At 57.7% G+C, this 13,293-nt stretch carries 13 protein-coding genes and 1 pseudogene; 4 read left to right on the top strand and 10 right to left on the bottom strand.

Annotated elements, in window-relative coordinates; translation table 11 throughout:
• Window positions 1–43: 43 nt before the first annotated feature.
• The 5 genes from gbpA to ACWKXT_RS16180 form a co-directional block, all read right to left on the bottom strand.
• Entirely contained in the window at window positions 44–1,492 is a 1,449-nt protein-coding gene (gene gbpA, locus ACWKXT_RS16200) for an N-acetylglucosamine-binding protein GbpA (protein ID WP_454532905.1), read from the bottom strand.
• A gap of 138 nt (window positions 1,493–1,630) precedes the next feature.
• Entirely contained in the window at window positions 1,631–2,017 is a 387-nt protein-coding gene (gene ridA / locus ACWKXT_RS16195) for a 2-iminobutanoate/2-iminopropanoate deaminase (protein ID WP_006810315.1), read from the bottom strand.
• Between the two features lie 74 nt (window positions 2,018–2,091).
• Window positions 2,092–2,553, bottom strand: a complete 462-nt coding sequence (pyrI, locus tag ACWKXT_RS16190) for an aspartate carbamoyltransferase regulatory subunit (protein WP_003863370.1) — start codon at window positions 2,551–2,553, stop codon at window positions 2,092–2,094.
• Window positions 2,554–2,565: 12 nt separating this feature from the next.
• On the bottom strand, window positions 2,566–3,498 hold the full coding sequence (pyrB, locus tag ACWKXT_RS16185; protein ID WP_454532904.1) for an aspartate carbamoyltransferase: 933 nt from the start codon (window positions 3,496–3,498) through the stop codon (window positions 2,566–2,568).
• A gap of 34 nt (window positions 3,499–3,532) precedes the next feature.
• Window positions 3,533–3,637 carry a pyrBI operon leader peptide gene (locus tag ACWKXT_RS16180; RefSeq protein ID WP_022646880.1) on the bottom strand — a complete coding sequence of 35 codons (105 nt, stop codon included), beginning with the start codon at window positions 3,635–3,637 and terminating at the stop codon, window positions 3,533–3,535.
• On the opposite strand from ACWKXT_RS16180, the pseudogene ACWKXT_RS16175 reads away from it, so the two are divergent.
• Window positions 3,617–3,734: pseudogene (locus tag ACWKXT_RS16175) on the top strand (hypothetical protein). The gene ACWKXT_RS16180 and the pseudogene ACWKXT_RS16175 overlap by 21 nt on opposite strands.
• A 3-nt stretch (window positions 3,735–3,737) precedes the next feature.
• Here ACWKXT_RS16175 and ACWKXT_RS16170 read toward each other — a convergent pair.
• The 5 genes from ACWKXT_RS16170 to arcA form a co-directional block, all read right to left on the bottom strand.
• Window positions 3,738–4,217, bottom strand: a complete 480-nt coding sequence (locus ACWKXT_RS16170; protein ID WP_003863366.1) for an arginine repressor — start codon at window positions 4,215–4,217, stop codon at window positions 3,738–3,740.
• Between the two features lie 80 nt (window positions 4,218–4,297).
• On the bottom strand, window positions 4,298–5,701 hold the full coding sequence (locus ACWKXT_RS16165; protein WP_454532903.1) for a YfcC family protein: 1,404 nt from the start codon (window positions 5,699–5,701) through the stop codon (window positions 4,298–4,300).
• A 46-nt stretch (window positions 5,702–5,747) separates the two neighbouring features.
• Complete coding sequence (argF, locus tag ACWKXT_RS16160; protein WP_454532902.1) at window positions 5,748–6,752, bottom strand: ornithine carbamoyltransferase; 1,005 nt, start codon at window positions 6,750–6,752, stop codon at window positions 5,748–5,750.
• 25 nt (window positions 6,753–6,777) lie between these two features.
• On the bottom strand, window positions 6,778–7,689 hold the full coding sequence (gene arcC, locus ACWKXT_RS16155; protein ID WP_454528683.1) for a carbamate kinase: 912 nt from the start codon (window positions 7,687–7,689) through the stop codon (window positions 6,778–6,780).
• A 10-nt stretch (window positions 7,690–7,699) separates the two neighbouring features.
• A complete protein-coding gene (gene arcA, locus ACWKXT_RS16150; protein WP_454532901.1) occupies window positions 7,700–8,920 on the bottom strand; it encodes an arginine deiminase in 1,221 nt (406 codons plus the stop codon).
• 676 nt (window positions 8,921–9,596) lie between these two features.
• On the opposite strand from arcA, the gene ACWKXT_RS16145 reads away from it, so the two are divergent.
• The 3 genes from ACWKXT_RS16145 (at window position 9,597) to yagF (ending at window position 13,182) form a co-directional block, all read left to right on the top strand.
• The gene (locus ACWKXT_RS16145) at window positions 9,597–10,049 is read left to right on the top strand and encodes a YhcH/YjgK/YiaL family protein (protein WP_454532900.1); all 453 of its coding nucleotides are present in this window, start codon (window positions 9,597–9,599) and stop codon (window positions 10,047–10,049) included.
• A 242-nt stretch (window positions 10,050–10,291) separates the two neighbouring features.
• Window positions 10,292–11,200 (top strand): 2-keto-3-deoxygluconate aldolase, encoded by a 909-nt coding sequence (gene yagE / locus ACWKXT_RS16140; protein ID WP_454528685.1) that lies wholly within the window; start codon window positions 10,292–10,294, stop codon window positions 11,198–11,200.
• A gap of 14 nt (window positions 11,201–11,214) precedes the next feature.
• Window positions 11,215–13,182, top strand: a complete 1,968-nt coding sequence (yagF, locus tag ACWKXT_RS16135) for a xylonate dehydratase YagF (protein WP_454532899.1) — start codon at window positions 11,215–11,217, stop codon at window positions 13,180–13,182.
• Window positions 13,183–13,293 lie beyond the last annotated feature (111 nt).

The following is a 13,293-nucleotide window of genomic DNA, read 5'->3' as shown; positions in this document are numbered from 1 at the left end:
CCTCTCCCTGTGGGAGAGGGTTAGGGTGAGGGAATCAGACCACTCAGTTCTTCAACACCCACGCCTCTCTCCAGTGCGTGCCCACGCCTGGTTCAAACTGGTTTGCGGTTGGGCTGTACTGCACGCAGTAGCCGCTGAACGGGACAGGCCTACATTCGTAGGTCTTACCGTCTTTCGGCTGTAGCACTACGGTGCCCGCTTTGTAGGACGCGACGTTATCCGGGAAGATAAAGTCATGCGGGCCGTTGCTGTCCGTCGCGTCGCTTTCCAGCATCAGATCCAGCACGTCCTGCGCGAACAGGGTGCCGTCTTTGTTAGTGGCGTAGTATTTCAGCATATGGTGCCCCGCCGTGACGTCAGTCAGGGTCATGGTCACGTCCTGGCTGGCGTTATTCATCTCCTGCTTCAGATACCCCTTTTCCGCACCGCTGTGGTTCATCACGTGCGCTTCAACGTTCACGTCGCCTTTGGTGTTCACGTGGAAGGTGACGGTCGCCTTGCCATTCTCGATTTTGCTGTAGTGCAGGTTAGAAACCGCGATGGTTTCATTCACTTCCGCCTTCTGCTCTTCGTACGAAATCGCAACGGACTGGAGGGCGCTGCCGTCTTTGACGAAGACGCTGTTCGCGCCGTGAACCGGGCTAATTTCGCCCGCTTCATCCTTCACCCCGACACGCACATCGCTGTGCGCGGCGTTGATCTTCTGCGCCAGATCGTAGGACCACTGGTTCGCATCCCCCTGAGCAACGGAGCCGATGGTCAGCTCGGTACGCAGGGCGGCAACTTCCCCGTTGGCGTCGAAGAAGCGTGCAATCACTTTATCGCCCGTGTTCAGGTTATTCCCGGCAATCTGTCCGCTCAGGGTTTTACTCCACTGGGATATCACCGCTGGGGTGTCGTCCGGCGTGACGTTGCCGCCGTTACCGAAATCAACGTCAATGGCCTGATAGAAACTGTTTGCGGTATCCGCAATTTCCCACACGCCATAAATAACCTGGTAGCCCGTACGTTCCGGGACATTACAGGTCATGGATTTTGTCATGGCCGGTGCCTGACCATTTCCGTTAATAGTACAGAACGGCGTTAATTCGAACTGGTCACGGGTCAGCGGTTTATTGGGGTCCCAGTTTTGTTTGGTAATGTAATAACGCCAGTTGGTGGTTTTATGCGGCGCGGTATGGTGCCAGACAAATTCATGCGGGCCTGCCGTCATGGGGTTTTTGGTCCAGGCTTTCAGGCTCTGCTTATCAAGCTGGGAGTAGCTGGCAATACCGGCGCTGGCAAGCTGGCCGTCAGGCGGCATCGCGCCCGACGGGAAACCGGAGGTCTTTTCTACGCTCTGCGGTTCATATTGTACAGAGCCACAGTCAATATTCTGGCCGAGCTTACACATATAAGCGCGGCTGGCGGGGGATTCTATATATCCGTGTGCAAGTGCGGAAGACGCAACCGTTAATGTGGTAACCGCCAGCGCAATTTTAAAGAGTTTCATTCATCATCCATTAATTAGAATAGAGCAAGGCAGCGTCAGTCTATTAATGGAGTGGCGGATGCGTCATTTCCCGGAGAGAGTAAAAATAGTCGAAATAAAAAAAGGCAGCCTGAGCTGCCTTCTCTTTATTGAAATAAATTAGCGACGTACGGCAATCGCTTCAATTTCAATTTTCACGTCTTTTGGCAGACGGGCTACTTCAACACAAGAGCGCGCCGGGAAGGAGGCGTTGTGCTCGGTGAAGAAGGCTTCGTAAGTGGCGTTAACGGTCGCGAAGTCATTCAGATCTTTCACGAACACGGTGGTTTTGACGATATCGCCCACTTTCAGACCGGCAGATTCAACGATAGCCTGCACGTTTTCCAGCGACTGACGCGCCTGTGCCGCTACGTCGGCTGGCACTTCACCGGTTTTTGGGTTCACCGGGATCTGGCCAGAGGTGATGATCATGCTGCCCAGATCAACGCCCTGAACGTATGGGCCGATAGCCGCTGGTGCATTTTCCGTCGCGAGTACTTTGGTCATGATTTCTCCAGAATAACAGCTGATTAAATGTTCCCGGCCATTATAGGGAGGCCGGGATCCTTTACCAACCTCAATTAGTTGGCCAGCACCACATAATGAGAAAACTCTTTTTCGCAGTATTTGCATTTGAGCGCGATGTCATTGGCGCGCTTTTTCACTGCAAAACTGGAGGAAACCGGCTCAGCGTGACTGATGCAGTTGCTGTTCGGGCAGACCAGCACGCTTTCGATGCGATCCGGCAGGCTCGGGCGAGATTTCCCCACCACGTCGTAATCGTCGATGCGGTTAACGGTGGCGTCCGGCGCGTACAGCGACAGCTGGTTAACCTGCTCGTCGGTCAGGAAGGTGTTCTCGATTTTAATCAGGTCCTTGCGGCCCATCTCGCCGGAAGGCAGGTTCAGGCCGATGGTGATGCGCTGGTCGGTTTCGGTCAGTTTGAACAGCGTCAGCAGCTTAAAGCCGACCTGCGCAGGGATGTGGTCAATCACGGTGCCACGTTTGATGGCTTCAACCTGGAGTTTGTTATCGTGTGTCATTGTCGTTTCCCCTTACAGTGCCAATTCGTGATTCAGAACCAGTGCCAGTAACGCCTGGCGGGCGAAGATGCCGTTTCCGGCCTGCTGGAAGTACCAGGCGTGCGGCGTTTTGTCCACGTCGGTGGTGATCTCATCAATGCGCGGCAGCGGGTGCAGCACCTTCATATTGTCGCGCGCGCCCTCGAGGTCGCTGGCGCGCAGCACAAACTGCGCCTTCACGTTGGCGTACTCGGACGGATCCAGACGCTCTTTCTGCACGCGGGTCATGTAGAGAATATCCACGTTGCCCATCACCTCTTCGATGCTGGCGTGCAGGCTCCACGCGATGCCTTTTTCGTCCAGCATATCGAGAATGTACTGCGGCATCGCCAGCGCGTCCGGGGCGATGAAGAAGAAGCGGTTGCCGTTAAATTTCGCCAGCGCCTGGGTCAGGGAGTGGACGGTGCGGCCATATTTCAGGTCGCCGACCATGGCGATGTTCAGGTTCTCAAGCGTGCCCTGAGTTTCCTGAATGGTGAACAGATCCAGCAGGGTCTGGGTCGGGTGCTGATTGGCACCGTCTCCGGCATTCAGTACCGGAATACCGCCGGAAAATTCGGTCGCCAGACGCGCCGCGCCCTCCTGCGGATGACGCATCACAATCGCGTCGACGTAGGTGCTGATCACTGAAATGGTATCCGCCAGAGTCTCGCCTTTTTTACCCAGCGACGTGTTGCTGCTGTCCGAGAAGCCCACCACGCTCGCGCCCAGGCGGTGCATGGAGGTTTCAAAGGAGAGGCGCGTGCGGGTCGAGGCTTCAAAGAAGCAGCTCGCAATCACCTTGTGCTTCAGCAGCTCCGGTTGCGGATTGGCCTTCAGTTTTGCCGCGGTTTCCAGAACCAGTTCCAGCTCTTCGCGGCTGAGGTCGTTTATGGAAATGATGTGTTTTTGATAAAGCGGATTCATGTTTATCTCCTGACGCCGGGCAAAAAAAAGCCCCTCAAATGAGGGGCTCTGGGAATAGGTTTAGCAACGGGAAGAAAAACGGCAGGCCAGCGTCTGATTTCAGACGCGGTAAGACGTTATGTCGTACACGCTTGACCATGCTTCCTCCCGGCAAATTGTCGGGCATTATACGCAGCTCGCTTTGCGGATCAAGCGATTTAATGCACGCTTTACTCAATGCAAACGGTTCTTTATGAATATTAATGCGTTCTGAGTAAATAATTAATTTGCTTATGCACCAGTGCGGTGCGCTTCACCACGCGGGGGGCGACCCAGACGATACTGCTTCCGGCCACCACGCCTAAAATTTCCGGTAACTGGTGATAATCCAGAATACGCGCCACCGCGCGGCCATATCCGGCAACGGTATGGATAAGGATAAATTCGCTATTATGCTCCACGCTTACCACCATTTCGGACACGGTGCGCGCGGCATCGGGGGCAGGGCGCAGCTGGGGATTCAACGAATAAATCTTTAGCCCTTTGGCATTTCGAATTTTTATGACACCAAGCAACTTGAGCAGACGTGAAACGGTGGACTGGCTGATGGTCTCAAAACCACGCTCCTGCAAATCGCGGCGGATCTCCTCCTGAGAGAGATAGCTCTTTTCCGCGATCAGACGCTGGCAGACCGTTAGCTGTAGTTGCTCTTTGGGAGAGTACTCTTCGTAATCCATCATAGTTCCCATATCAGTTCCCGAAATAACCGGTGGCACCGCACCGATCCGTAGGCCGGATAAGCGCAGCGCCATCCGGCAAATCACAACAAAGCACCCAGGCTTAACGCCCCCATAATCACCACCGTTAATATTCCCAGCAGCGGCGCGACCCATTTCAGATAACGCACGTAAGGCACGCGGGCGATAGCCAGCCCGCCCATCACGACGGCTGAGGTGGGAGTGACCAGGTTAACGATGCCGGACGCCGACTGGTAAGCCGTGACCACCAGGTCGCGGTTGACGTTAGCGAAATCGGCAAGGGGTGCCATGATCGGCATCGTCAGAACGGCAAGGCCGGACGAAGAAGGCACAAGAAACGACAGCACCACCTCCAGCCAGTACATCACGTTGATGAACGCCACCGTTGACAACCCGGTAACCATCCCCTCGGCGCTGTGCAAAATGGTGTGGGTAATCATGCCCTTATCCATAATCACTACGATACCGCGCGCGATACCGATAATCAGCGCGACGCCCAGCAAATCTCGCGCGCCGTTGATAAAGGTTGAAGTCAGCTCCTCTTCGCTCATGCGGGCGATCAGGCCGACGATAATCGCGCTGGCGAGGAACACCGCCGAGATCTCCGCCATCCACCAGCCCAGCACCGCCACGCCGTAGATCATCACCGCGAAGGCGAGGGCGAAGATCACCAGGATTAGTTTGCGCACCGGGGTAAATTCCAGCGACTGTTCGCCCTTGTTGCCGAGGAAGTGGGCGAGGTTCTCTTCCTGTTTATCCGCCACGATCGACAGCGACGGATCCTTGCGCACTTTGCGGGCATAGCGCATCACCCACGCCACGCAGATGACCCAGCCAATCACCAGCAGCGCGATGCGCAGCATGATGCCGTTGGTGAAGGGGATCCCGGCGGCGTTGGCGGCGATCACCGTCGCGAACGGGTTGATGGTGGAGCCGAGGGTGCCGATCCCCGCCCCGAGCAGCACGGTAGAAGCCGCGACGACCGGATCGAACCGCGCCGCCAGCATCACTGGCACCAGCAGGGTGTAGAACGGCAGCGACTCCTCGGCCATGCCGTAAATCGTGCCGCCTGCGGCAAACAGCGCCATCAGGATCGGGATCATCCACTCCTCGCGTCCGCGCAGCTTAGTGGTGACGCGCTCGATCCCGGCGTCAATCGCCCCGGTTTTGGTGACGATCCCGAGAAATCCCCCGATGATCAGAATAAACAGCGCCACGTCGATCGCCCCGGCCTGGCCGGACTCCGGATCGTACAGCCCGGCAATCGGCGCCATCAGCACCGCAACCAGCCCCTGCGGATGTGATGCCACTGGCGCATAGGTTCCAGCGACCGGCACCTCTTTGCCGAGCGCCTCGTTCATTGCCATATGGTACTGGCCAGCCGGCACAATCCACGTCAGCACGGCTACTACGGCAATCAGAAAAAAGAGAATGGTGTAAGCGGAGGGAAACTTGAACTTGCCCATGATGTTCTCCTGAACCCGGCGCACCCCGCGGCGCGCCGGGCGGTGATTAGTCGCCGAGTGTCGCCACCATGACCGCTTTAATGGTGTGCATGCGGTTCTCTGCTTCGTCGAAGACGATGGAGTTCGGTGATTCAAAGACCTCTTCCGTCACCTCCAGCCCCTTTAGGCCGTACGCCATCTCGATCTCGCGGCCCACTTTGGTGTGCTCGTTGTGGAACGCGGGCAGGCAGTGCATGAACTTGACGTTCGGGTTGCCGGTGGCCTTCATCACGTCCGCGTTGATCTGATACGGCTTCATCAGGCTAACGCGCTCGGCCCAGGCTTCTTTTGGCTCGCCCATGGAGACCCACACGTCGGTGTAGAGGAAATCGGTCCCCTGCACGCCTTCTTCCACGTCGTCGGTGAGGGTGATGCGCGCGCCCGTCTCTTTGGCGATGGCGCGGCACTGCTCAACCAGCGCGGCTTCCGGCCAGAAGGATTTCGGCGCCACAAGGCGGATATCCATCCCCATTTTGGCCGCGCCGACCATCAGGGAGTTACCCATGTTGTTGCGCGCGTCGCCGAGATAAGCAAAGCTCAGCTCCGGCAGGGTTTTGCCTGGAGAGTGCTCCAGCATGGTCATCAGGTCAGCGAGGATCTGCGTCGGGTGGAACTCGTCGGTCAGACCGTTCCACACCGGCACGCCCGCATACTCGCCCAGCTCCTCGACGATGGCCTGGCCGTAGCCGCGGTACTCGATGCCGTCATACATGCGGCCCAGCACGCGGGCGGTGTCCTTCATCGACTCTTTATGGCCGATTTGCGAGCCGCTTGGGCCGAGGTAGGTCACCTGCGCGCCCTGATCGAACGCGCCCACTTCAAAGGCGCAGCGGGTGCGGGTGGAGGTTTTTTCAAATATCAGAGCGATGTTTTTCCCGACCAGGGTTTGTTTTTCGCGTCCGGCTTTTTTAGCGGCCTTCAGCTCGATGGCGAGATCGATCAGGTACTGGATCTCCGCCGGGGTGTAGTCCAGCAGTTTGAGGAAGTTGCGGTTTTTCAGGTTGATGGTCATGGGGAAATCCTTTTTAAATGTGTGTTCAGTTACGAATCAATGTGCCTTTCTCGCCTGCCAGGATCTCCGCGCCGTCGGCCAGCGCGCCGATCCCGGCAATACCGTTACAGGCTTCAACAAACTCACGGCAGGCGGCCACTTTTGGCCCCATCGATCCGGCGTCGAACTGCATGTCTCTGAGCAGCGCGGGCGTCACCTGTGCCAGCGGGCGCTGGGTCGGCTTGCCCCAGTCGAGGTACACCGCGTCGGCGTCGGTCAGGATCAGCAGGGCATCGGCCTCGATCTGCCTCGCCAGCAGGGCGGCGGAGAGGTCTTTGTCGATCACCGCCTCAATCCCGCGATAGCCGTTGGCGTTTTCCACCACCGGCACGCCGCCGCCACCGTTGCAGATCACCAGATGGTCACGCTGGATCAGCGCCGTGATGGCGTCGCTCTCGACGATGCGCTTCGGCTGCGGCGACGGCACCACGCGGCGGAAATAGCTCCCGTCGGCCTTGAATTCCCAGCCTTTTTCCGTGGCCAGCGCTTTCGCCTGAGCTTCGCTGTAGACCGGGCCGATGTACTTGGTCGGGTTACTGAAGGCCGGGTCGGCGGCGTCCACTTCCACCTGCGTGAGCAGAACGCTCACCTCGCGCTGAGGCAGATTGTTTTTCAGCGCCTGCTGGAGCATGTAGCCAATCATTCCCTGACTTTCGGCACCGAGAACGTCCAGCGGGTAGGGGGTGACTTTGTCGTAGGCGCTGTTCTGTAATGCCAGCAGCCCGACCTGCGGCCCGTTGCCGTGCACCAGCACCACGCGCCACTGCTCCGTTAAACCAGCGATGGTGCGGGCGGCCTGCTCGATGTTCTGGCGCTGGATGTCTGCCTCTAACGGTTCGCCGCGCTTGAGCAGCGCGTTGCCGCCAAGGGCCACAACCAGAGTGGGTTTTCGTTCCATGATGGCTCCTTTAAATTCCGTCGCGTTCCAGTGGGCAGCTCATGCAGCGCGCGCCGCCGCGTCCGCGTCCAAGTTCATCTCCGGGGATAGGCAGCACGGTGATGCCCGCCTTGTCGTACTTCTCGTTGGTCCAGACGTTGCGCTCGTAGCCGATCACCACGCCCGGGCGGATGGTCAGCACGTTGTTGGCGTCGTTCCACTGCTCGCGCTCGGCTTCAAAGGCGTCGCCGCCGGTGGTGATCAGGCGCACCTGGTTAATGCCGAGCGCTTTCTCGATGGCGTGCAGCAGGTCGGTTTCCTGGGTACGCAGCAGGCCGCCGCGTCCGTCCGGGGTGAGCGTCCAGCACTGGGCGTCTTTGCGTACCACTTCCGGGTAAACGGAGAAGGTGTCCACGTCGATGTGGGTCATGACGGTGTCGAGGTGCATGCAGGAGCGGTGTTTCGGCAGCTCAACGGCAATCACGCGCTCGGCCTGGCGATGTTTAAACAGGCTGTTGGCGAGGAACTCCACGCCCTGCGGCGTCGTGCGTTCGGACATGCCGATCAGTACCGCCCCGCGGCCAATCACTAATACGTCGCCGCCTTCTAAGGTGGCGTGGTCGTAATTAATATTCTCGTCGCCGAAATACTTAATAAAATCGCCGTCGGCAAACGCCGGATGCCAGCGATATATTCCCCGCAGGTTATTGGTTTCACGCTGGCGAGCAGGTTTCGCCATCGGATTAATGGAGACGCCGTTATAAATCCAGCAGGAGGTATCGCGGGTAAATAAGTGGTTCGGCAGCGGCTTCATAATAAAATCATTCGCCGTGTGGGTATCGACCACCATATTTTTAATGGCCGCCGGAATTTCACCGTAGGTTAATCCGCCGCTTAATCTGCGCGCCAGTTCGCGGTGCGGCATATCCGCCAGCCAGCCGCGCACGTCGGCGGCAAAGGTCGGCCCCAGGCGATAGTCGGAGATTTGTGTTTCAAGAAGCCAGGCTTTTGCTTCAGCAATATCAAGCGTTTGCGTAAGGAGGTCGGTCAACAGCAGGACTTCCACACCCTGCTCGCGCAGCGTGTTTGCGAAGATGTCATGCTCTTCACCCGCCCGTTCAACCGAGAGCACGTCATCAAATAACAGCTCCTGACAGTTTGAGGGGGTTAACCGTTTCAGACTTAAATTTGGGCGGTGCAGCATAACGCTACGCAGTTGACCAATTTCAGAACCGACGTAATGCTTTTCCATAATTATTCCTTTAACTGTTTTTTCAGAATAAAAAGGGCATGCGCCATGTGTTGTGTTTAATTACATGGCGGCTAAGCTCAATTGATTTCGTGATTTATACTAGGCGGTTAAATAATCCGTATTGTGATGTTGCTCACGTGAAGTCGGATATTAAGGGGTTTGTTTTCATTTGCATGATTCGCATCAGATAATGATTAATTTCATATTATTGCAGGCTGAATAGCTAAGCAGGATCCGGTGGCATTATTTGAGGTTGTTATTAATTTGTAGATTTTAATCTTTTGACATATTTTGTTATATGACTGATTTTTAATGATTTATTCAGCGAGCAGGAATGACTATGCAATTAACTTAATTAACTATTTTTGACTTAAGAAAAATCCATAAATAATTATTGGTTTTTTGAGCAAATAATCAGAGCGGTAAAATGTGAGATGGCAACGGGTTTTGTTAATTAAGCTGAATGATCAGTGGGTTAGTCGAGCAGTGCGATAAGCGCATACCAATGTTATGCATAACCGCTGCATAAATGCCTGTGCAGGTTTAACAGAGAATTAACAGCGTTAGCGATAAACATGCGCTTGCGCAAAACTCACCGAAAAAGGGCTGGTATGGCAGCCGGGATTCTCGTATAAAAGATAAAAATGAAACAATGTTTTATATTGAGGGTTTAAACATGATTATCGGCAACATCCACCATCTGCAGTCCTGGCTGCCTGGCGAACTGCGTCAGGCCATCGAGCACGTTAAAACCCACGTCACCGACGCCACGCCGCCCGGTAAGCACGACATCAACGGCAACAGCCTGTTTTACCTGGTCTCAGAGGACACGACCCAGCCGTTCGCCGCGCGCCGCGCGGAGTACCACGCGCGTTATCTGGATATCCAGATTATTATGAAGGGCCAGGAGGGGATGACCTTCAGCACCCTGCCGCACGGCACGCCGGACACCGACTGGCTGGCGGACAAAGACATCGCGTTTCTGCCGGAAGGCGAGCAGGAGAAAACTGTTGTGCTGAGCGAAGGGGATTTTGTGGTGTTTTACCCAGGCGAAGTGCATAAGCCGCTGTGTGCGGTGGGGGCGCCTGCTAAAGTCAGGAAAGTGGTGGTTAAAATGTTGGTGGAGTAACCCTTACCCCTCACCCTAACCCTCTCCCCAAAGAGGAGAGGGGACTGCACCGGGCCATCTTTTCCCCCTCGCCCCTTTGGGGAGAGGGCCGGGGTGAGGGGCAATATGTGATCCAGCTTAAATTTCCCACACTCCTTCGTCCCTTCCCATTTACCTGCGCTTTTTCTACGTCATAGTATGATCGTTAAATTAATGAACGCTGTTCTATAATATAGAACAAAATGATTCAGCAAGGAGATCTCATGCCGCAGTCCGCGTTGTTCACGGGAATCATTCCCCCTGTCTCCACCATTTTTACCGCCGATGGCCAGCTTGATAAGCCGGGCACCGCCGCGCTGATCGACGATCTGATCGCTGCGGGCGTTGACGGCCTGTTCTTCCTGGGCAGCGGCGGCGAGTTCTCCCAGCTCAGCGCCGAAGAGCGTAAAACCATTGCCCGCTTTGCTATCGATCATGTCGATCGTCGTGTGCCGGTGCTGATCGGCACCGGCGGCACCAACGCCCGGGAAACCATTGAACTGAGCCAGCACGCGCAGCAGGCGGGCGCGGACGGCATCGTGGTGATCAACCCCTACTACTGGAAAGTGTCGGAAGCGAACCTGATCCGCTATTTCGAGCAGGTGGCGGACAGCGTCACGCTGCCGGTGATGCTCTATAACTTCCCGGCGCTGACCGGGCAGGATCTGACCCCGGCGCTGGTGAAGACCCTCGCCGACTCGCGCAGCAACATTATCGGCATCAAAGACACCATCGACTCTGTTGCCCACCTGCGCAGCATGATCCACACCGTCAAAGGCGCCCATCCGCACTTCACCGTGCTGTGCGGCTACGACGATCATCTGTTTAATACCCTGCTGCTCGGCGGCGACGGGGCGATCTCTGCCAGCGGCAACTTTGCCCCGCAGGTGTCGGTAAATCTTCTGAAAGCCTGGCGCGACGGGGACGTGGCGAAAGCGGCTGAGTATCATCAAACCCTGCTGCAAATACCGCAGATGTATCAGCTGGATACGCCGTTTGTGAACGTCATTAAAGAGGCGATCGTGCTTTGTGGTCGTCCAGTCTCCACGCACGTGCTGCCGCCCGCCACGCCGCTGGACGAGCCGCGTAAGGCGCAGCTGAAAACCCTGTTACAACAGCTCAAACTCTGCTGAGCCGGACGATAACGATGACCATTGAGAAAATTTTCACCCCACAGGACGATGCGTTTTATGCGGTGATCACCCATGCGGCAGGGCCGCAGGGCGCGCTGCCGCTGACCCCGCAGATGCTGATGGAATCCCCCAGCGGCAACCTGTTCGGTATGACGCAGAACGCCGGGATGGGCTGGGACGCCAACAAACTCACCGGCAAAGAGGTGCTGATTATTGGCACCCAGGGCGGCATCCGCGCCGGAGACGGACGCCCGGTTGCGCTGGGCTACCACACCGGGCACTGGGAAATCGGCATGCAGATGCAGGCGGCGGCGAAGGAGATCACCCGCAATGGCGGGATCCCGTTTGCGGCCTTCGTCAGCGATCCGTGCGACGGGCGCTCCCAGGGCACGCACGGCATGTTCGATTCCCTGCCGTACCGCAACGACGCGGCAATTGTGTTTCGCCGCCTGATCCGCTCTCTGCCGACGCGCCGGGCGGTGATCGGCGTGGCAACCTGCGATAAAGGGCTGCCCGCCACCATGATTGCGCTGGCTTCCATGCACGATCTGCCAACCATTCTGGTGCCGGGCGGGGCGACGCTGCCGCCAACCGTGGGGGAGGATGCGGGCAAGGTGCAGACCATCGGCGCGCGCTTCGCCAACCATGAGCTCTCCCTGCAGGAGGCCGCTGAGCTGGGCTGTCGCGCCTGCGCCTCGCCGGGCGGCGGGTGTCAGTTCCTCGGCACGGCGGGCACCTCGCAGGTGGTGGCGGAGGCGCTGGGTCTGGCGCTGCCGCACTCCGCGCTGGCGCCGTCCGGGCAGGCGGTGTGGCTGGAGATCGCCCGCCAGTCGGCGCGCGCGGTGAGCGAACTGGATAACTGCGGCATCACCACGCGGGATATCCTCACCGACAAAGCCATCGAAAACGCCATGGTGATCCACGCGGCGTTCGGCGGCTCCACCAACTTACTGCTGCACATTCCGGCCATCGCCCACGCGGCGGGTTGCACGATCCCGGATGTTGAACACTGGACGCGCGTCAACCGCAGGGTGCCGCGCCTGGTCAGCGTGCTGCCCAACGGCCCGGACTACCACCCGACCGTGCGCGCGTTCCTCGCGGGCGGCGTGCCGGAGGTGATGCTCCACCTGCGCGACCTCGGCCTGCTGCATCTGGACGCCATGACCGTGACCGGCCAGACGGTGGGCGAGAACCTCGACTGGTGGCAGGCGTCCGAGCGCCGGGCGCGCTTCCGCCAGTGCCTGCGCGAGCAGGATGGCGTGGATCCGGATGACGTGATCCTGCCGCCGGAGAAGGCCAACGCGAAAGGGCTGACCTCGACGGTCTGCTTCCCGACGGGCAACATCGCGCCGGAAGGTTCGGTGATCAAGGCCACGGCGATCGACCCGTCGGTGGTGGGTGAAGATGGCGTTTACCGCCACACCGGCCGGGTGCGGGTGTTTGTCTCGGAGGCGCAGGCGATCAGGGCCATCAAGCGGGAAGAGATTAAGCAGGGCGATATCATGGTGGTGATCGGCGGTGGCCCGTCCGGCACCGGCATGGAAGAGACCTACCAGCTTACCTCCGCGCTGAAGCATATCTCGTGGGGCAAGACGGTGTCGCTCATCACCGATGCGCGCTTCTCGGGCGTGTCGACGGGGGCCTGCTTCGGCCACGTATCGCCGGAGGCGCTGGCGGGCGGGCCGATTGGCAAGCTGCGCGATAACGACATCATTGAGATTGCGGTCGACCGCCTGACTCTTACCGGTAGCGTGAACTTCATCGGTACCGCGGACAACCCGCTGACGCCGGAAGAGGGGACGCGCGAGCTGGCGCGGCGGCAGACGCATCCGGACCTGCACGCTCACGACTTTTTGCCGGACGATACCCGGCTGTGGGCGGCATTACAGTCGGTGAGCGGCGGCACCTGGAAAGGCTGTATTTATGACACCGATAAAATCATTGAGGTAATTAACGCCGGTAAAAAAGCGCTCGGCATTTAATTATTTTCTGAGATAAATCCGTCTGCGGAAAATATTCTGCGGACGGCTTTCTCGTATCTGTGATTTTTTAATTTAAACAATAAGTTGCGATATATCGTTGGCGTCACAAAA

Source organism: Enterobacter sp. UPMP701, from assembly GCF_053709515.1.
Note: the sequence above shows the minus strand (reverse complement) of the source record. Positions and strands in the feature narration are given on the sequence as shown.